General features: G+C 57.3%; 16 protein-coding genes and 1 pseudogene. 9 read left to right on the forward strand and 8 right to left on the reverse strand.

Features of this window, described 5'->3' with window-relative positions; translation table 11 throughout:
* Nucleotides 1-101 precede the first annotated feature (101 nt).
* Nucleotides 102-533, reverse strand: coding sequence for a Cd(II)/Pb(II)-responsive transcriptional regulator (cadR, locus tag BTHE68_RS20040; RefSeq protein ID WP_162067973.1), 432 nt, complete (start codon nt 531-533; stop codon nt 102-104).
* Between the two features lie 385 nt (nt 534-918).
* On the opposite strand from cadR, the gene BTHE68_RS20045 reads away from it, so the two are divergent.
* Nucleotides 919-2,988: a heavy metal translocating P-type ATPase gene (locus tag BTHE68_RS20045; RefSeq protein WP_232077973.1), complete on the forward strand. Its 2,070-nt coding sequence runs from the start codon at nt 919-921 to the stop codon at nt 2,986-2,988.
* 72 nt (nt 2,989-3,060) lie between these two features.
* Here the strand turns inward: BTHE68_RS20045 and BTHE68_RS20050 are convergent.
* Nucleotides 3,061-3,291 (reverse strand): annotated as a pseudogene (locus BTHE68_RS20050) (DapH/DapD/GlmU-related protein); the annotation flags it as partial.
* 712 nt (nt 3,292-4,003) lie between these two features.
* Between BTHE68_RS20050 and BTHE68_RS20055 the strand changes: the two are divergent.
* From BTHE68_RS20055 to BTHE68_RS20080, 6 genes are all read left to right on the forward strand, one after another.
* Nucleotides 4,004-5,068 carry a hypothetical protein gene (locus tag BTHE68_RS20055; RefSeq protein WP_162067975.1) on the forward strand — a complete coding sequence of 355 codons (1,065 nt, stop codon included), beginning with the start codon at nt 4,004-4,006 and terminating at the stop codon, nt 5,066-5,068.
* A 66-nt stretch (nt 5,069-5,134) separates the two neighbouring features.
* A complete protein-coding gene (locus BTHE68_RS20060) occupies nt 5,135-5,920 on the forward strand; it encodes an SDR family NAD(P)-dependent oxidoreductase (RefSeq protein ID WP_162067976.1) in 786 nt (261 codons plus the stop codon).
* A 383-nt stretch (nt 5,921-6,303) separates the two neighbouring features.
* The gene (locus tag BTHE68_RS20065; protein WP_162067977.1) at nt 6,304-6,741 is read left to right on the forward strand and encodes a cupin domain-containing protein; all 438 of its coding nucleotides are present in this window, start codon (nt 6,304-6,306) and stop codon (nt 6,739-6,741) included.
* A 76-nt stretch (nt 6,742-6,817) separates the two neighbouring features.
* Nucleotides 6,818-7,171 (forward strand): nuclear transport factor 2 family protein, encoded by a 354-nt coding sequence (locus tag BTHE68_RS20070; protein ID WP_162067978.1) that lies wholly within the window; start codon nt 6,818-6,820, stop codon nt 7,169-7,171.
* A 78-nt stretch (nt 7,172-7,249) separates the two neighbouring features.
* On the forward strand, nt 7,250-8,047 hold the full coding sequence (locus BTHE68_RS20075) for an SDR family NAD(P)-dependent oxidoreductase (protein WP_162067979.1): 798 nt from the start codon (nt 7,250-7,252) through the stop codon (nt 8,045-8,047).
* Between the two features lie 66 nt (nt 8,048-8,113).
* A complete protein-coding gene (locus tag BTHE68_RS20080; protein ID WP_162068290.1) occupies nt 8,114-8,509 on the forward strand; it encodes a VOC family protein in 396 nt (131 codons plus the stop codon).
* Nucleotides 8,510-8,710: 201 nt separating this feature from the next.
* Here the strand turns inward: BTHE68_RS20080 and dld are convergent, their stop codons facing one another.
* The 3 genes from dld to gloB form a co-directional block, all read right to left on the reverse strand.
* Nucleotides 8,711-10,486, reverse strand: coding sequence for a D-lactate dehydrogenase (gene dld, locus BTHE68_RS20085; protein ID WP_162067980.1), 1,776 nt, complete (start codon nt 10,484-10,486; stop codon nt 8,711-8,713).
* 297 nt (nt 10,487-10,783) lie between these two features.
* Nucleotides 10,784-11,743, reverse strand: a complete 960-nt coding sequence (locus tag BTHE68_RS20090; RefSeq protein WP_162067981.1) for a helix-turn-helix domain-containing protein — start codon at nt 11,741-11,743, stop codon at nt 10,784-10,786.
* Between the two features lie 143 nt (nt 11,744-11,886).
* Nucleotides 11,887-12,738 (reverse strand): hydroxyacylglutathione hydrolase, encoded by an 852-nt coding sequence (gene gloB, locus BTHE68_RS20095; RefSeq protein WP_162067982.1) that lies wholly within the window; start codon nt 12,736-12,738, stop codon nt 11,887-11,889.
* Between the two features lie 452 nt (nt 12,739-13,190).
* Here gloB and BTHE68_RS20100 point away from each other — a divergent pair, with 452 nt between their 5' ends.
* Nucleotides 13,191-13,919 (forward strand): SDR family oxidoreductase, encoded by a 729-nt coding sequence (locus BTHE68_RS20100; RefSeq protein ID WP_162067983.1) that lies wholly within the window; start codon nt 13,191-13,193, stop codon nt 13,917-13,919.
* Between the two features lie 34 nt (nt 13,920-13,953).
* Nucleotides 13,954-15,423: a xylulokinase gene (gene xylB, locus BTHE68_RS20105; protein WP_162067984.1), complete on the forward strand. Its 1,470-nt coding sequence runs from the start codon at nt 13,954-13,956 to the stop codon at nt 15,421-15,423.
* A 384-nt stretch (nt 15,424-15,807) separates the two neighbouring features.
* Here xylB and iaaH read toward each other — a convergent pair whose 3' ends face one another.
* The 3 genes from iaaH to BTHE68_RS20120 all read right to left on the reverse strand — a co-directional run bounded on the left by iaaH (nt 15,808) and on the right by BTHE68_RS20120 (nt 20,319).
* Entirely contained in the window at nt 15,808-17,199 is a 1,392-nt protein-coding gene (gene iaaH, locus BTHE68_RS20110; protein WP_232078025.1) for an indoleacetamide hydrolase, read from the reverse strand.
* A 268-nt stretch (nt 17,200-17,467) separates the two neighbouring features.
* A complete protein-coding gene (locus BTHE68_RS20115; protein WP_162067986.1) occupies nt 17,468-18,931 on the reverse strand; it encodes a benzaldehyde dehydrogenase in 1,464 nt (487 codons plus the stop codon).
* 41 nt (nt 18,932-18,972) lie between these two features.
* Complete coding sequence (locus BTHE68_RS20120) at nt 18,973-20,319, reverse strand: MFS transporter (RefSeq protein WP_162067987.1); 1,347 nt, start codon at nt 20,317-20,319, stop codon at nt 18,973-18,975.
* Nucleotides 20,320-20,367 lie beyond the last annotated feature (48 nt).

The following is a 20,367-nucleotide window of genomic DNA, read 5'->3' on the forward strand; positions in this document are numbered from 1 at the left end:
AAAAGCTTCGCCTTTTGCGAGGACGAAACTTCTCTGCTGTTTGAGCTGAGCGATGCCGACGTCGGAGCTCTGCGGTTCGACGATTCGAACTCGAGCCACACTCAGCCCAAGTGGGTTCCACGGCTTTTTGCCGGTTTGGTCTTCATCGTAGTCAACTCTTTCATAATTTTGCACTCGTCAACCGCTGCCTCACCGGCGCAGCGGGCGCGCAGAGTTCCGAGCTGATGTCGGAGATGAACAAGTTCTGCAATGCGTTCATCGACATGAGCAATGTGCTCATCAAGCAATGAGTTAATGGCGCCGCATCCGTCGCTCGGCTCGTCCGACGCGGAGAGCAGCGCTCGCACTTCATCGTGCGTCATATCGAGAGCGCGGCAGTTCCGGATAAAACGCAGACGCTCGATGTGGCTGCGAGTATAGGTGCGGTAATTTGCCTCCGTTCGCTCGGGCGACGGCAACAAGCCCTCCTTCTCGTAGAACCGGACCGTGTCCGTTGTGCAATTAGCCGCTTTTGCCAGTTCGCCAATCTTCATGAGTCTGTCCCTCAAATAGCGCTTGACCTTGGAGTTCCTCCAAGGTGTCTACTAGAAGCATATATCAAGCGGATAACAGAACATGGAACGGTGTTGCGGAAGCGAAAAATCGGAACTCAGAGTGCCACCTGCCCAAGGAGAGTTGGACAGGCGCCAGACGTGTTGCGGCGGAAGCGCGTCCGAAGGTAGCTCCAAGCCAAAATCGCCAGACCTCTATGATGACCAGCGGTCATCAGCTCACGGCCATAGATGCGACGAAGACGACAAGCATGAGCAAAATTGCTCTTCAGAAGCCTCAAGAACCGCAGCCGCATCTACACTCGCTGCGCTAGCACAGTCGACGGCAGTCGGAGGCTTGGTCCGCACTCAAATGCGTATATTGCAGATGGACTGCCCGACCGAGGAAGTTCTCATTCGCAAGAAGCTCAGCGGGATGGCGGAAGTCTCTGAGATTCAATTCAATCTCATGCAACGGGTCCTTACAGTAGTTCATCGGCCCGACGGCCTTCAGGCAGTGGTCAAGGCGCTCTCGACTATTGGGTTCACGCCTGAATTCGATGACGAAGCGGTCGCAAGCAGCCGCGCGCCGGCGCCGATTGAGAATTCATGGTGGCCGCTAGCCGTCGGCGGTGCCGCCGCGTTGGGTGCCGAAGTTGCAAGTTGGTCCGGCTCATCCGTGTGGGTAGTAGCGGGGCTTGCCTTGTTGGCTGTTGCATGCTCAGGCATTGGCACCTACAAGAAAGGTTGGGTTGCCATTAGAAACTTTAACCTGAACATCAACGCGCTGATGACCATTGCGGTCACGGGCGCATTGGCTTTAGGGCAATGGCCCGAAGCCGCGATGGTGATGGTGCTGTTCACGATTGCGGAGCTAATCGAGGCGAAATCGCTCGACCGCGCGCGCAATGCAATCGAAGGACTTATGAATCTCGCGCCTGAGACCGCAACGGTCAAGCAGGCAGACGGCTCGTGGGTCGACATCGACGCGACACGCGTTGAGTTGGGTGCGATTGTCCGAGTACGCCCTGGAGAACGAATCGCGCTTGACGGCGCTCTCACCGACGGGCGCTCCACGGTGAACCAAGCGCCCATTACCGGCGAGAGCATGCCGGTTGAAAGAGGTCCAGGTGACAACGTCTTCGCAGGCACCATCAATGAATCAGGGTCGTTCGAGTTTCAGGTCACCGCCGCGGCCGACAACTCGGCACTCGCGCGCATTATTCATGCTGTCGAGGAAGCTCAAGGCGCCAAGGCGCCCACGCAGCGGTTTGTCGACCAGTTCGCCAAGGTCTACACCCCGATTGTCTTTCTGATTGCGCTTGGCGTTGCCATCGTTCCGCCGCTTTTTTTCGCCGCCGCATGGTTTGACTGGGTCTACAAGGCGCTTGTGCTGCTCGTCATTGCGTGCCCTTGTGCACTCGTCATTTCAACGCCGGTTTCGATAGTGAGCGGTCTTGCAGCCGCTGCCCGCAAAGGCATTCTGGTCAAGGGCGGCACGTTTCTCGAACAAGGCCGAAAGCTCCGGTGGCTTGCGCTGGACAAGACGGGCACGATTACCCGCGGTAAGCCTGTGCAGGTCGCGTTCGAACTTCACGCGACCGACGTTGGAAGCACGTTCGTGCGTTCAATCGCAGCGAGCTTGTCGAGTCGTTCTGACCATCCAGTTTCGACAGCTATCACGCGAGCAGGAGATGGCGATAGCGTGGCCCGGCTTTCAGTCGAGGAGTTTGAGGCGATTCCCGGACGAGGTATCGCGGGACGTGTGGATGGTCGCCGTTACTCGCTCGGTAACCACCGGCTCGTGGAAGAGCTTGGCCGTTGCTCACCGGAACTCGAGGCTCGACTGGAGGCTTACGAGCGAGACGGCAAGACTGTTGTCATGCTCGCTGATAACAAGCGCGTGCTTGGCTTATTCGTTGTCGCGGACACCGTGAAGGACACGAGCCGCGAAGCAATCTCAGAGCTCCACACGCTCGGCGTTCGAACTGCAATGCTCACGGGTGACAACGGACACACTGCGGCGGCGATTGCCAAGGAAGTGGGCGTCGACCGCGCCGAGGGTGACCAGCTCCCCGAAGACAAACTGCGCGTCGTCGAAAGCCTGTCGGGTGACCACGCTATGGTCGGAATGGTCGGCGATGGCATCAACGACGCGCCAGCGCTAGCGCGTGCGGACATCGGATTCGCTATGGGTGCAATGGGCACGGATACCGCCATTGAAACGGCTGACGTCGCCCTGATGGATGACGACCTGCGGAAAATTCCTGCGTTCATCCGTCTTTCGAAAGCGACCCACACGGTTTTGGTTCAGAACATCACGTTAGCTCTCGCCATCAAAGCGATATTTCTCGCACTGACCATCGGCGGACTCGGAACGATGTGGATGGCCGTGTTCGCTGACGTCGGAGCAAGCTTGCTTGTCGTAGCGAACGGTTTGCGACTGATTCGCAAGTAGGTTGAGTAAGCTTCACGAGAAGACAAATCCGATGGCGGGGCGCGCCTTGTCCGTCTGCCGTCAAGTCGCGATTTATCGTGTTTCGTGCTCACGAATTCGAGCCGGATTACCTACCGCCGTCATCCCCGCCGGAACGTCGCGAGTAACGATGCTGCCGGCACCAATCAATGCGTCGTCACCGATGGTGACTCCCGGAAGAATGATTGCGCCAGCGCCTATCCAAACGTTCCGCCCAATCCGAATGGGGCGGCCGAATTCCAAGCCACTTGTTCGGACCACTGGGTCGCGCGGATGTATTGCGTTGAACCGCTGCATCCACGCTCAGGCCTCGGCCTGGTCAGCCTGGCCGTGTACAACTGGCCTGCGAGCATCTTCTCTTTCTCTGTTCGGACCATGCGTACCTCGCATTCAAGGCTGGCGCTCGCGACCGCGACGGTACTTAGCATAAACCGCTGAGAAACTTGGAACCTGACGGCAAAATATAAGCTTTCATGGCGGCGTGCAGCGCAACGCTGACGCTGACGCTGACGTCCGGGCCTCGAACAACGACAAATGAAAAAAGAAAAACCTGCAATTTGCCCTAGGGTCGAGCCCACGTTCTGTCCACTTCGGATGGTGCCAGCGACGTTTGTAATAGTCTTCGCAGTCACAGTCCATGCAACTCGCAAACGCATAACCAGAGACGCTCCGGATACGCGCAACCCACAACTAAGCATTGACACGAATCTCATGTTAGAGCATTTGTGCAATGCAAATGCACTCACGGACAACCCATCCTGCGCTGTGAGACAACAGTAGCTGGAAGTCGCGGGTCTATCATCGCCCCAACATCTAGGCGGCGAAATTAAAGCAGCTACCCCAAATAAATCTGGAGACGACTCAACGCATCCGGCTGTTTCTGCGTCCGAGCACGGTTCGCAAGGGGCACTGCCGAAGCGTGAGCGGCCGTGCGCCCGAAAAAAAGACTAAGTAGATATTTCGGCGCTGCATACCTGGTCATCAAGGAGGAGACATCATGGCAAGCGTCAACGCGACACCCAAAGCACCGGTTCTGCCCAGAGTTTTACGGGACATCGTTCTGGTCTACGGGCTGACTATCATTTCCGCTGTGGCCGTAAACTGGACTGTTCGTGCGTCCCCAATCGGTCCATGGGTCGGACCGCAGGTCGAACAGTTCTTCTGGCTGGACAACATATCGTGGCAGCTGTTCGCATTGTGGTGGATTATTCTGAGCGCCGTCAGCGACTTCTGGCCCTTCGGCGGAATACGCTCAGGGGTTAAGCGAGGAATTGCTGTTATTGCAAGTGGCTGGGTCCTCGGCTGGCTTACGGCCAAAGCCGTCTACCTCACCGGCCTTGGCGCTGGCTGGTTGTTTCCCATCATTGGGACCATTTACTTCTTCCTCGCGTTTTTCAGCTTTACTGGTGAAAACTGGATAGTCGCCGACATGCCTCCTCGCCGGAAGTTTGGCGTTCTTCTTTTACTCATCGCCGGGCTTACCTACGCTATTACCTCGTCATCGATTCGCTGGATTCCGGCGTGGTGGTTTCCGTTTCTTCAGATTGGAACCGCAACAGGCCTTCTGCCGTACCTCACGCGTGGTATGAAGCAGCCAGGAAAGTCAGTTGCACAGATGTGCATTCTTTGGCTGGTCATCCTTGCGTGCACCTCAATCTCCCACCTGCTAGGCGTTTGGGCCTTCAGCGTTTCGCCCGTCTCTCCGTTCTGGAGTTCGGGCACGTACACCAGCGACAACGTCTGGCTACTGTTCTTTATGGTCGGTTGCTCTATCAATTTTGGCTTGCCCGTTCTCACCCAGAATTGGCCGTTCAGGTATATCGCAATGCCTTGGGGGGGTGTCATCGGATGCGCCTTCTACATCGCGTTGGGCGCAGCAATAACCATCGGTCTTTCGAGACTGGTTGGCACGGTTTTCACCAGCATGAACGAGGCTTTGAGCTTTGCGTACATGGGAGTGAACTGGTCAATCGGGCTTTGTCTGACCTTTGGCCTTGGCTTCAACCGGCCTTATCTCTGGGCTGGTCAGAAGACTGCCGGCACGTGGGAAGGGATTGAATAGCTGAATTCAGGTCGCCTTAAAACTCGCTTGAATGTTGATGTCCGAATGAGAAACCAGGAGATAAATATGAACAGATTATCGAAGAAGGTATGTTTGATTACCGGTGGTGGCGGAGCCATCGGACGCGCTACTGCCAAAGCGTTTGCGGATGAAGGCGCAACGGTCATCATTTCCGATATTAACCAGCGACTGTTGGACGCTTCGGCTGGAGCGGCAGGTTGCGGCTCTGTCGTTCAGGACGTTACCAACGAAGCTCAATGGAACGACATCATTGCCGGCATAGAGAAGCAGCATGGTCGTCTCGACGTCCTTGTGAACAACGCAGGCATTCTGGGCTCAACTGACAACGTGAATCCTGAGACGACGCAAGTCGAGGACTTCAGACGGCTACAACTCGTGAACGTCGAATCTGTGATGCTAGGTTGCCGCGCGGCGATTCCAGCGATGAGACGTGCCGGTGGCGGCTCAATCATCAACATCTCGTCAATTGCGGCTGCCATCGCAACGCCATTCGAAGTTGGCTACGGTGTCAGCAAGGCGGCCGTGCGTCATCTGAGCTGGTCGGTCGCTGCGCACTGCGCGCCTTTTCAGATTCGCTGCAACTCCATCATGCCGGGCCAGATTGAAACGGGTGATGGAGGCATGATGGATTCCATCTTTAAAGGCGTCGAGCGGCGAGGCGAGATGGCGGACGCAGACACGGCGCGCACGACCTTCACCGCTCTGATTCCTCTTGGCAGCCTAGGCACACCCTACGACATCGCTATGGGGGCGGTCTATCTTGCTTCCGACGAGAGCAGATACGTCAGTTCAATATCACTTCAGATTAGCGGCGGATGGTCGGTTCTGTAGGTGCAAAGGGGTACGTGTCGTCCCCGACCGTCCGAGCTGCATACGATTAGGTCGCGGCGGTCGTTGGGCTTTCTTTCAACAGCACGAGAGCTGTTGGAGCCAACACGATTCCAGGGAGTCGAGTTGGCTCTTTTTATCGCCAACAGACTCCCGTTCGCCCGGGAAATCGACTTTTCAGGAGTTGAGCCATTCCTCGAGATTTGTCGGGTTCGAGGTTTCCGTGCGTGGCCTTCGAGACCGGAGAGGGATTTCAGATTGATTGCACTTTCGGTCAACTCCCGCTGCGCTGCCAAGCAACCACCAATGACGGTACAAGCCTATATTTGAATCACCCCATAGACCCAAGCCCAGCTTCGAGGCCGGGCTGTATTCAGGAGACGAAAATGCAAATCAAACCGAAGGTCGAAGAAGAGGCAGTGCAAATCAACGAGATTCCTTGGAAGGCCTTCCCTGACGCGCTGTCGCAGGGCGGCATCCGCTGGAAGATGCTCCACGCCTCTCCCGAAATGGGTTCGTGGGCCGCTATTTTTGACTGTCCGGCGGGCTCATCTTTCAATGCTCACTTCCACGTTGGTCCCGGTGAATACCTGCTCACCAAGGGCCGCATGGACGTCCGCGGCGGGAAGGAGCAAGGAGGCGATACCGTTGTCGCGCCGGCTTACGGTTACGAGTCGGCTAACGCTCGCCACGACAAGACCTACTTCCCGGTTGATTCCGAGTTTTATATGACCTTCCTTGGGCCTCTCGCGTTCATCAATGCGGACGGTTCGCCTATCGTGAACGTCTCGTGGGACGAGGCACAGCGTGCGTACGCGGCTTAATGCGGCGGCCTGATGCGGCTGCACCGGGCGACCGCCAGATGGCACCGGTGCCTTCCCAAAACCACGAGAGGTCAAGATGACAGATTCTTCCAAAGCAAGTGAGTCCACCAACCAGGTCTTCGACCATCACCTCGGCGCGTTCGCGCAAGGGCTCGATGAACTCATGAAGGACTATGACGAGAGGTCCGTAATCGTCACGCCAGAAAAGTCCTATCGCGGGCAAAGCGAAATTCGCGGTTTCTTCAAAGCGTTCCTCGACGGCGCGAAGCCGGCATTTTGGGATGCGTTCAAAGTCACCAGCAAAAGCACGGAAGGTGAAATCGGCTACCTCGCGTGGGAAGCCAAACCGTTCGTGACTTTGGCCACTGATACGCTTTTTGTCAGGGATGGCAAGGTTGCCGTTCAGACCTTCACAACGTTCTCGGCATAGCTACATTTTGGCACTTGGCTGGTTTTAAATTATTCAACGCAGAGACGCATTCCCAAGGACTCAAAGGAGGAGCACATCATGGACAGACTAAAAGGCAAAGTCGCCATCGTTACTGGCGCAAGTTCGGGATTCGGTCGCGGCATCGCGATGTCATATGCAGCTGAAGGCGCGAAGGTTGTGGTGAGCGATATTCACGAAGAGCCGAATCAGGGCGGATTCGAGGGCGACGCAAAACTCACGACGGTCGCGGCAATCCGTGAAGCTGGCGGCGAAGCAACCTACGTATCGTGCAACGTCACGAAACAGCCGGAGGTGGCCAATCTCGTTCAGGAAGCAGTGCGGGTTTATGGTGGACTGGATGTCATCGTCAACAATGCTGGCATCTATCGCGCGGGCAAACTCGCTCATGAGTTCGGAGTCGAAGACCTCGACGCCTGCTTCGACGTTAATGTTCGAGGAACCTGGTTCGGTTGCCAGGAAGCCATAAAAGCATTCCTGAAACAAGGTCGCGGCGGCAACATTGTCAATATCGTCTCGACCGCCGGACTGCAGGGGCACCCCAAGCAATCGGTGTACAACATTTCGAAGGGTGCGGCGGCAAATCTGACTCGATGTCTCGCCATCGAATACGGACACGAGAAAATCCGCGTGAACGGCATCTGCCCTACTTACGCGAAGACGTCGCTGACGCGTGCCCTGTTCGACGACAAGGATTTTGACAAGGCGTTCACTGATGTCATTCCGCTGAAGCGCTGGGGCGAAGTCGAAGACATCGCCAATCTCGCTATTTTCCTCGGTTCGGACGAGTCAAGCTACATCCACGGCGACCTTATCCGCATCGATGGGGGCGAGACGCTCTGCCGCTTCTCGGTTTAGTCGGTGGTTCATTGCGGCCCGGTCGGTACCGGGCCGCTTTTTGCATTGAGACGTATAGGTGTGAAATTGCCAAAAATTATCCATTCCATGATTCGCGTCCACGACCTGGACAAGGCGCTGAAGTTCTACGAAGACGCGCTGGACCTCAAGACCAGTCACCGCCTGGACTTTCCAGATTTTTCGCTCGTATATCTGAAGAACAGCGAGAACGACGTTGAAATCGAGTTGACGTGGAACAAGGGTCGAGATGTGGCTTACACGCATGGCGACGGGTATGGCCACATTGCCGTTGCTGTGCCGAACCTTGAAGAAGAGCATGCCCGCATGTCCGGGCTCGGACTCAATCCTCTAGCTATCAAGGAATTCAAGCGTGGCGAAGAAATGCTTGCCCGCTTCTTTTTCCTGCAGGACCCCGATGGTTACAAGATTGAAGTGCTCGAAAGAGCGGGACACTACGTTTAAGCTCGGCAATTTCGTTTTTGCACTATCGACAAGGCGGCCGCGGCGCAAGACTGGTCAGAACAAGGCCGGCTTCATAGGTAATTTGAGTGCGCTCCTTATCTGCAGTTGTCTCCTCCATGTCTCCAAGCATGGATTCAGCCCACGTATCAACGTGGGCTTTCTTTGGGAAAGGACATTGCATCAACGGAGTTTCTCGGGATGTCACCCGCTCGTCTCGTCGTCCCGATACATCCATTTTTTCGACGTCTTGCCGATGCCAGAATTAAAGCAGTTGCATGGGTCGAGTTGCTTGTAGAAGGCGCGTAACGATGCTTTCGCTTCGTACAGGTGGCCAACGTTGTGTTCCGCAGGGAACTGTGCGCCTCTCATATCCTGCAATTCAAGCAGCTGGTGCTCGAGGGCGATGCAGTCGTCGCCCTTGCGTACCATGTAATCCTGGTGCAGGACATGACAAAGAAAGTGACCGTAATACAGCTTCAACGTAAAGGCTTTTTCGAGTTCTTCCGGCAGCTTTTCAAGCCATTGATGTTCGTTACGTCGCAATGCGATGTCGAGTGCGACGATGTCTTCGACAGTATTAGCGTGCATTGTTCGATAGCGGATGGCGGCGCCCGCCGTCACGAATCGGTTCAGAAAGGCATCTCGGGCTTCGTTCTCGGAGCACAGGAAATAATCTCCTTGTTCCCCATCGAGCTGACGTTCAAGTAGCGCACGCGTCTCATCCACGCTTGTTGCTTTTACTTTCACCATCAGATGATGTTCGTAGCGGTTACGATAGTCGAGGAGCCTTGAAGGTAGGTGAGCAGGGAACCATTTGCTCACTGCTTGCAAGACCTTGTCGGGGAAGTGCGCGGGAAGAAACCTGTTTCTCGAGAACACTCCGTCGGCCCACGCCTTGGCTGCGAAAAACATTGGAAGGCGGTCAGTTCCGAAGTGCTTGATGAGAAGAAACATGTCTTTGCCGTAGTCGGCCGACACATCGAACGCGTCCTGATGTAGATACTCTCCGGCGATTGGCAGGTCAACAAGGTTCTGCAGTAGGTCCCGTCTTAGCGCAGTAAGCACCTCGGGTTGTGACGTTCCGACGTAGAAAACCTTCGCTCCTTTCTCCGCAGGAAACGTATCGAGACGCAAGCCAAAGACCATAACCTTGCCCGCAGAGCCGGATGCTTCGTAAAGTCTTCTTGGGTCTGCGTTATATCGCGCCGGCGTTGGAGCATCGACGTCCCGGACATGACGCGCGTACTCATTGTCGGATGCATTGCCGACATCGTGTGATATGGCATCGGCCGAAAAATTGCCCATTTCGAGGCGTTGTAGAATCTCTTCAGGCTGCTCGCCCAGCTCAATCCCGAGCCGGTTATGTAAACGCAGTTGACCGCTTTCGCTTACCGAAGCGTAGACGGATAGTTCGGTGTAAGCGGGCCCTCGATGCACGAGGGCGCCGCCCGAGTTGTTGCATACGCCGCCGAACACCGAAGCGCCAATACATGACGAGCCAATAACCGAATGGGGTTCACGCCCGAGCGGTCGCAGAAGCTGCTCGAGCTCATTGAGAGTTGAGCCAGGCAAGCAGACCACTTGCTTTCCATCATCTAGCAAATGGATGCGGCGAATGCGCTTCGTGCTGACGATGACAACTGGTCGGTCGTAATCGCTTCCGTCGGGTGTCGACCCGCCAGTAAGCCCGGTGTTCGAAGCCTGCGGAATGACAACCGCACAAGCGTGAACGCATGCCTCCAGCACTCTCCACTGCTCGATAAGTGTTCCTGGTCGAACCACCGCGAGAACCTTTCCCTCACCGAAGCGGATTCCCGTTCGGTACCGCCGCGTCGCTCTGTCTCCAGTCAATACGTGACGACGGCCGACAGCGCGAACCAGCGCATTTACGAGTTCGCCGTCACCATTAACTTGGAATTTGGAGGCGATTCCCGCGTCGTCGGTTAGCTGCGAGGTCGGTGGTATGGTGGATTGCATCGTTTGGAATATGGCATCTATGCCGGAGAGTAAAAAATCGTCGACGTCCGGTGCACGCTCACTGAGGCGAGCGCGATACTCCGCGCCTGACAGTGGTCGAGACGGCTCCCGAAGAAATTACCGCATGCAGTGAGCGGCCAGTTGACTCAGCGTGCACGGACCGTTGCCCGGAAAGGTAGCGCGACCTATCCCAACTCAGCGATGGTTGGCGGACGGGGGCCGATAAGATAACGCCCCGCTGTATAGCGGGGCATTTGACGCGACGTGAAGTAGTAAAAGAGGACGGCCCGTCGTGTGCTAGACCGACAAGGACGACCGACGGGCCTCGCCTGGTGATTCACCAAACTTGTCCTTGAACGCTCTACAGAAGTGGCTTGTGGAATTGAAACCCCAACGGTATGCGATTTCACTTATCTGGAACCGATGATAAGCCGGGTCCGACAAAGCCCGTTTGCACCCCTGAAGCCTGCTATGCAGAACGAATTCAGACACTGTCATGTCGCTGCGCTGAAAAAGCATGTGGAGGTAACGTAACGAAATTCCACAGCCCTCTGCGATACGTGCCGGCGTCAGGTCATCTTCATGCAGATGCTTAAGGATAAAGTCTTGTACTTTCGTGAACATCGCGGCGCTTGCGTCGAAAGTAGCAGCGTGTTGCTGACCGGATAACGCAATCCCCAATAGTTCCAGAGTGGACCTACTGACTGAGCCTTGAACGGAAGAATCCAGCGATGCAATTTCGTTTGATAGCGCTAGCAGGTGAACTGCCAACAAAGAACCGACGCCCGTTCGGCTTTCGATTCTGCCACCAGAAGGAGGCTGCTTGCGCTCCGGCAGTCGCTCGCGCATGAGCGTCCAGGGAATCATGAGCGTCACTTTATGAAGACGTTCCATGACCTCGAATTGCACTTCCTGGTCGCTCGTCCAAACGACCAAATCGCCAGAGGCTACTTCGACGCCACTGTCGCCAATCTGGAAGCGTTCGCGACCGCTAGTAGTCAGTTGTACGCCGATGAATAGTTCGTCATCGCGACGGACATGTCCCTTGGTGCGCCGTCCGACGCAAGGGTCACAGATAGTTTCTACAATTTCGGCGCCGGCAAAATCGTGGCGCCGTAGATGCGCGTAAAACGTAGCCGGCAGTCGCTGAGGGACTTGCCACTCGCGATAACTGCCGCTGAGAATATCTTGCCAAGCGTCAGTCTTATCGTCGCCAGATACTTCGCTGCTTGCCCAATCGGTTGACGGTTTAAGCACCACATGTCTCCTGCTCGGCGCCCGCCGTACGTCTTGTCGGGGCACACTTTTGGAATATTGACACTAACGCGCAAAGGAGCTCTGTTCAAGGGGAACTTCCCTTATGGCCCCTTTCGCACGGGTATCGCGGGTTTCTACGTCTTCTAATTCAGAAGCCTTGGCGCCCATCGCTCGGTTAGCTCACGAAATTCGCCTTGAAACAGGTCTTTCCAGGCTCGCAGCAAAATGAAGGCCGCGAGCCGGTGAGGTACTGGCACACCGAAACGCTCAACGAGGACGTCGTGAATTTCAGGCTCGCCGACCCGGAGGAAGGGATTCACGGACAGTTCGTGTCCAATTGTTGTTGGCAATGTCGGTCGCCCCTTCGCACGAATCTTGGTTGCTTCCTGCTGCCAGATTTCGCCACATTTGTTGTTCGGCTCGCAGACGCGAGCGAACTCGAGGTTCGACAGAGTGTATTCGTGCGCGCAGTGGACCAGTGTGGCGGGCGGAAGGCTGGCCAGTGTGTCGAGTGACACGAGCATCTCTTCCGCGGTTCCCTCAAGCAGCCGACCGCAACCACTGGCGAACAGCGTGTCGCCTGAAAACAGGTGACCAGGTTGGCCACCGACAGAGGGCTGATAAAACGTTACGTGTCCATTCGTGTGGCCTGGCGTGGCAATAACTGCCGCGCTGAACTGTGGTTCGTCCAGTTCGATGCGAAACCCGTCGCCGACCTTGCAAGTCACCGCGTCGATGCGTTCAAGAGCCGGTCCGTAGACTGGCGCATTTTTCCTGCCGCAGTAGCGCAGCAACTCCTCGACACCACCGACGTGGTCACCGTGATGGTGCGTAATTAAGACTGCGGTGACGATGAGCTTCCGTGAGTGAGCGTACGCGACGACCGGCTCAGCAACGCCTGGGTCAACGACGACCGCAGAGGTTCCGTCTGTAATCACCCAAGCGTAATTGTCTTGGTTAAAAGGCACCGGGATGTACTCGAGACTCTTTGACATATTCGTAGGTAGATTCGCCGAGGAATGCGCCCAGCGCGATGCTCAATTGGAGGATTTGCGGCCCCTTAGACTAAAACGTCCGAGCGGCGCCAGATTGACTCACCGTGCAGCAGCAGTTGACGACCAGCGCACCGTTTCGCAAACCCGCGACGCTTCCGCCAGCGCATTGAATTCCCGGGCGCGTCGGGGTTATCCCTTGCGGAATCAACTTGACAGGGCCGGCTGAGAGTCAGATTATTTGCTCGCGCATTGGGCTTTTGTTCAGCGCGGCATTTCTCGGGGCGACCGATGGCGCCCTCGCCGTCACGGTGGCGCTACATTTTTTTTCGTCATGGAAAGCGACGGACGAGAAAGTCGAAAGTGCGCCCGGCTTTCACCTTGGGGACAAGATGAGCGAGGCGATTTAAACCCTTTCAAACGAGCATTCGGCACAACAGGAGGGACAATCTTCTATGGCTGCAGAACTTCAAGGCAAGGTCGCTGTCGTCACCGGCGCCGCCTCAGGGATAGGTTTGGCGAGTACGCAGGCGATGTTGACTGCCGGTGCTCGCGTCGTGCTGGCTGACCACGATGAGGCGGCACTGGCTTCAATCTGCGGCGCGCACGGCGACGCGGCCATTCCTTTAGTCGTCGACTTGCTCGACCCGGCAGCATGCTCGGTTCTCATACGCCGCGTGCTGGACATCACTGGGCAAATCGACATCCTGCACGCGAACGCTGGTACGTATGTGGGCGGCGAGCTAGTCGAAGCAGACACTGCTGCAATAGACCGGATGCTGAATCTCAACGTGAATGTCGTGATGAAAAACGTTCACGACGTGCTGCCACACATGATTGCTCGGCGGACCGGCGATATTGTGGTGACCAGTTCCTTGGCGGCCCACTTTCCGACGCCTTGGGAGCCGGTTTATGCATCGTCCAAGTGGGCGATTAATTGCTTTGTCCAGACAGTGCGGCGCCAGGTTTTTAAGCACGGAATCCGCGTCGGCTCTGTATCGCCCGGCCCAGTTATCAGCGCGCTACTGGCCGATTGGCCAGAAGAGAAACTAAAAGAGGCCAAAGAATCCGGAAGTCTGATAGAGGCTAGTGAGGTGGCGGATGCAATCATGTTCATGCTGACACGGCAACGCGGCCTGACGATACGAGACGTGGTCTTGATGCCTACCAATTTTGACCTCTAAGTTATTCCAGGCAAGCCTCAATCGAGCTTCAGCGATGTTTCTCGGCATTGACCTCGGCACGACCGAGTTGAAGGTCCTCTTGCTCTCAAGCGACGGAAATATCGTCGGTACCGCTCGTCATCCGTTGCAAATCTCACGGTCGCGACATCGGTGGTCAGAGCAGGACCCCGACGACTGGTGGCAAGCCACGAGAATTGCGCTTTCAACGCTACGAAATAACCATCCCGATGCGTTCGCTCGCGTACAGGCCATTGGCCTGTCAGGTCAGATGCACGGTGCTGTTTTGCTGGGCGCAAAGGACCAACCGTTGCGCCCAGCCATACTGTGGAATGATATGCGGAGCGCCAGCGAATGCTCCGAACTGGAAGCACGCGCACCGAGACTGCGCGAGATAGCAGGCAATTGCGCGATGCCTGGACTCACAGCACCGAAGCTGCTCTGGCTGGCGCGGCACGAGCCTGAATGTTTTCGAAAGTTGTCGTGCGTGTTGCTACCAAAGGATTACATCCGTTTGCGCTTGACTGGCACCAAGCAAACGGACGCGTCTGATGCATCGGGAACGCTTTGGCTAGACGTTGAACGGCGACAGTGGTCCGACGAGCTTCTGCATGCTTGTGACATGACACAGATGCAGGTTCCTCCGATTCTGGAGGGATGCCATGCATGCGGCGGCGTCCTTTCAAGTGTTGCTAGCGAACTCGGCTTGCCGCCAAATGTATTGGTTGCAACGGGCGCAGGCGACACGGCGACAAGCGCGCTCGGTGTCGGAGCGACGGAACCGGGAGAGGGCTTCTTGTCTCTCGGTACGTCGGGCGTCCTTTCTGTCGTCACCGAGCGTTTCCGACCGAGCCCGGAACTAGGATTGCACGCACTTTGCCACGCCCTCCCCGACAGATGGCACCGGACCAGCGTCGTGCTGTCCGCGGCGAGCTGCATTCGCTGGATTTGCAAGCTGACTTCTGCTGACGAAGCATGTTTACTAGCTGAGGTCGAAACTCTCCGCGCGAACGCCTGGGCAAAAGCGCCCTTGTTTCTTCCATACCTTTCCGGCGAACGGACGCCTCACAATGACCCATACGCCCAAGGCGTGTTCTTGGGACTTTCTGATTCGACCGACCGAGCCACCCTTGCTTATTCTGTCCTTGAGGGCGTCACGTTCGCCTTGACGGACGGCCTCGATGCTCTCCGTGCAGACGGCACTCGCGAAACCTCAATCAGTCTCATCGGTGGCGGTGCACGCAGTACATTCTGGACGCAGTTGATTGCCGACGCGTTTGGAATTCCGATACGCCGTCTGCCGGATGCCCAGTGCATCGCTGCGCTCGGAGCGGCACGCCTCGGATGGTTAGCAGCTAATGGCGATTTCTCAATCGTGGTCAGCCCACCATCGGTATCGCAGGAATTCGCTCCGAACGATGAGCGGCATTCAGTACTTTCGGACCGGCTAGCGTCGTTCCGAACTCTATATCAACAACTGCGGCCAATTTTCTCAACGCGAACTTAAATCATTTTGGTGGGGTCCTGCATTGCAAAATCCGCCCGCGCCTGCGTCCGGGGACGACAGACGGACTCGCCAGACAGGTTGATATGCGGCATCTTCGGCATGGACACTTCAAGGCAAATTACGCAGCGCCGTAAAAACACCCATCAGACCAAGCCAACTCCCCTCTCTCGCGCCCGTAAAGAGGCTTCTTTCTTTTCTTGTTTAGGAGGAAGCTCCCTTACGGATGCGAGCTTTTTATAGATTCTAGCGAGACGCATTTATACAAGAAAAACCGACCTACGTACCAGCCGCGAGGAGTTCGCGGAGGCCGGCCTCCCTCCGCAGCCACACCGATGCAGTTTTCTGTTCGAGCGACCGTCGCTGACATGAAAGCTAGACGGCGCTTCAGACGTTTGGCGCCGGCAAGACGCCGAGTAACTTCTCAACGGCCATGCCAATGGAGAGCAGCCGCTTATCGCTTCCAACCGGGCCGTCGAGCGCCAATCCGACCGGGAGGCCTGCGGCGGTACGACCAGCCGGCACCGTGACACCCGGGATGCCGGTAATGCTGCCGGGGTCGGCATTTCTGATAAACGTGCCGAACTCGTCGACCGAAGGTCCACCATTGACGCTGACGGTCGACGAACCGTTGACGGGGTCGATGGGCACGGCGGGCAAGGGAGTCATCGGTGCGAAGATGGCGTCGATTTGGTTCGACGCGAAATAGGCATCGAACAGTGCTCGCATCTGTGGGCGATATACGTTCACCGCGTTCGGGTACGCCGCTGTCGAGTCAGCGGACCCGACGTTCGCGAATCCGCCTTTGACGTCGGGACTGGCAATCGCAGCGGAGATTTGAGCGAGCGTGATGTCGCTGCCGCCGCTGGCTGCGAGGTAAGTCGGAATTTCAAGCGAGGCCTCGTGGAAGACCACGGTGAACCCAACCTTCGCGCCCAGGTCGCGGATGGTCGGCAAGTCGACCGAGACAAAGGTCACGCCGGCAGCCTGGAGTTTCGCCCTTGCTGCATTCATTATTTGCAGCACCTCGGTGTCCACCACGTCCCAGTATGTCGCTGGGATGCCGAAGCGAAGGCCACTCAGCGAAGTCGCCGTGGGCACGTCAGTACCCGTGATGACGGCGTCGAGAAGTGCGACGTCTTCGAGGGTGCGGCCCATAGGGCCGACCGTGTCACGGGTGTGGCTCAGAGGAAGCACCCCGGTTCCGTCATAACGACGCTCCGCCCCGCCATTGCCAACGGACGGGCGCAATCCCGCGATGCCGTTCAACGCTGCGGGGATACGAACAGAGCCGCCCGTATCTGTTCCCAATCCTACCGGTGCCATTCGGGCGGCGATTGCGACGCCCGTTCCACCTGAAGAGCCGCCAACCATCCGGTTAGTGTCATAGGGATTGCGCGCGAAGCCAGCAAATGGCGAGAAGTTGGTGGTCGTGATTCCGAACGCGAGCTCGTGCATGTTGGCTTTGCCAAGCACGATTGCGCCCGCCGCCAGTAGTCGTTGGAGAACTACCGCGTCGTTGTTCGGCTGGAAGTTCTGCAAACGCGGCGTGCCGCCGGTAGTCGGCAAGTTCTTCGTGTTGATGTTGTCCTTGACGACGATGGGCAGGCCGGCCAACGGTGGCAGCTTTTGCCCGGCCGCACGTGCCGCGTCGACCGCGCGCGCAGAAGCGATTGCGCCTTGGTTGAGCGTGATGAAAGCGTTAAGGCTGGACAGCGAGCTTGCTCGTCCCAGCAGTGTACGGACGTACGTCTCAGCCGAAAGCTCTCCGGATGCCATCGCGGAAACGGCTTGCGTTGCCGTCAGCGACAACTGTTGTGATTGGTCCGTCGACAAAGGAGAAGGCGAGTCGCTTCCGCCGCCGCACGCCGAGAAACCAGCGCCGATTGCGGGTGCGAGAGCGAGGGAACCTACGCGAGTGACGAAGGTGCGCCGACTCATCGAAGTGGGCTTATTCATTGACCGTCTCCAAGTCTACAGCTTTCAAGCCGTGTTGTTTGCCCGCCGAAGCCGAGGTCTTGGCGGGTCGCGATGCTTCACATGTGGGTTAGAACGGGTACTGGATGGGCTTGTCAGTGAGGCTGACCCACTGCGTCTGGGTGAACTCGTGCACATTGGCCGGCCCGCCGAACCGTCCACCATTGCCGGACGCGCCCATCCCGCCAAGCGGAACGTGGAATTCGTTGTTCACAGTTTGGTCGTTGACGTGGACCATCCCGGCACGGATACGCGACGAGATTGCAAGGCCACGCGACATCGATTGCGTATGGATGGCGGCGGCGAGTCCGTACTCGGATGAGTTCACCAGTTCCACGGCCTCTTCATCGCTATCGAAGACAGTGATGGGCGCGATGGGTCCGAAGATTTCCTGCTCGTACGCGGGCATCCCGGGTTTGACGCCTGCAAGGACAGTCGGCTCGTAGAAGAGGCCGCTATAGCGCCCACCCGCCAGAACAGTGGCGCCCGCGTTGACGCTCGTTTGCACGATGTTGTCGATTCGGTCGCGCTGCTTTTGGTTAATCAGCGGCCCCAGATGCACCTGCTCTTTGGCGGGATTGCCGACCGCCAGATTGCGAGCACGCTCGGCGAGTCGCTGTGCGTACTTCTCGGCGATAGAGCGATGCACAAGGTGGCGTCCGGTCTGCATGCAGATTTGGCCCTGATGCAGGAACGAACCCCACGCGCCGCTGGACGTTGCCGCTTCGACGTCCGCATCTCCCAGAACAACGATGGCGTTATTTCCACCGAGTTCGAGCGCGACTTTCTTCAGCATGCGACCGCAGATTTCGCCGATGGAGCGACCCACCGCCGTCGAGCCCGTGAACGAAATCATGCCCACCTTCGGGTGACGCACGAGCGCGTCGCCTGCAGCCGGACCACCCGGAATCACGTGCAGCAAACCTGCAGGCAAGCCCGCGTCCTCGAAGACCTTGGCAAGCAAAAGGCCACCAGCGACGCCACTCTGCGGGTCTGGTTTCAGAACGACGGCGTTGCCGAGCGCGAGTGCGGGCGCCACCGAGCGCATCCCGAGGAGAATCGGGAAATTCCAGGGCGCGATAACGCCCACGACACCCACCGGTACGTGGCGGCAAATATTCATGCGACCGGGAATAGACGAAGGGTAAAGCGCTCCCTCGGGCTGCATGGGAATCGCAGCCGCCATCTGCAGTTGCTCGTAGGTGGCGTGCAGTTCCCACTCCGCCTTCGGCCGCGTCGAACCGCATTCGCGAACGTTCCATTCGTTGATTTCCGGCGCGCGCTCCTTCAAGAGTCGCGCTGCCTCTCGCATGATGGCCGCACGTTGGTCAAACGGCATTGCCGCCCACACTTCCTGAGCCTTCGTTGCGGAAACGACCGCGTTGTCGATGTCTTCGGACGAGCCGACGCCAATCAATCCGATGCGCTCGCCAGTCGCCGGTTCGACGACTGCCTGCGTTCCGCCCACCGCAGTCTTCCACCCATCGGAAAAGATGCGCCCATTCCAAACTTGCGATTCGCCAATATTGCTCATGCTATTTCTCCGTGATGCTTGTTGATGCTTGACCTGGACGCTCACTTCGCCTGCGACGCGAGTGTCGGCACGCGACTCACAGCGTGCACGCGGCGGCTGGAAATCAGTAGGACTGCGATGGCGGCAACGGTTCCGGGTGCCGCAAAGACGAGGAAACTGAAGCTGATGGCGAATTTCTGACTCAGGAGATACCCGCCGAGCGCGGGACCAGCCATCGCGCCGAAGCGCCCTGCAGCTGCGGCCCAACCCACACCCGTCGAACGAATACCCGCCGGATAGAGCTGCGCAGCGAAGGCATGAGCGATACACAGCGTTCCGATGGTCGTTGCGCCGGCCGCCATCAGGAGAATGTTCAAGAAAATCGGCGATTGCCTGTAACCCAACAACCCAATGGAAACGGCAGCTACTGCGAAAAAGAGAATCAACGTCGGCCTGCCACCGTAGCGGTCCGCCAGCCAGCCACTGCAGAGACCACCCAGGACCGCCCCGATGTTCAGCGTAATCAGGAACGAGAGGCTCGAGCCCAAGGAGTAGCCGTTTGCAGCCATGAGCTTGGGCAACCACGTGTTAAGCCCATAGACCATCAACATGCACATGCCGAACGCGACCCACAGAAACAGCGTGTCCAAGAGTCGACCATGGGAGAACAGTTCGACGGCACGCACACGCGTTTGCTCCACGTCCTCTTCCCCAGCTGCCAGGCTTGCCGCGCTGCCTTGAAAGTCAGGCGCATATCGGCGCAGAATCGGTTCTGCTTGTGCGAAGCGCTTTTGAGAAATCAGATAGCTGATTGACTCCGGCAGCCACTTGTAGAAGACGGGGAAGAACAGCAGCGGGATGCCAGCAATAAGGAAGTTGGCGCGCCAGCCGAATTCGGGTGTGATGGCTTTCCCGGTAAGAGCGGCAATGACGCCGCCAACCGAAAAAAAGCTCAACATGCCGGTAACCATGATGTTGCGCTTGCTGTGCGGCGACATCTCGGTGACCAGTGCCACGATATTCGGCACCATGCCGCCAAGACCTATGCCCGTCATGAATCGGCAGAGGGCAAATTCCGTCGTGTTGGTGCAGAAGGCGTTCCCGAAAGCCGCGATTCCGAACAGCACCAGGCAAAGGAGGATGATACGGCGGCGGCCGAATCTGTCAGAAGAGCTGCCCAATGTCAGGGCGCCCACCATCATGCCAAAGAGCGCGCTACTGCCGATGAAGCCTGCAGTGACAGGAGACAGCTCCCAATCATGCATGAGTTGAGGAAGGATTGACCCATAAATGACGAGGTCGTATCCATCGAAAAGCATAAGCATCGAACACCAGAACATCACCATGAGATGGCGAGAGTTCAGGCGCGTGTTGAACAACGCGTCACCAGCGGGGGCGGGATGGTCCATCTTTGTCTCCAAATGAGTATTAGCTCTTAGCGGCTTATGATAAGTATG

Source organism: Burkholderia sp. THE68 (assembly GCF_009938265.1).
Classification (GTDB): domain Bacteria; phylum Pseudomonadota; class Gammaproteobacteria; order Burkholderiales; family Burkholderiaceae; genus Caballeronia.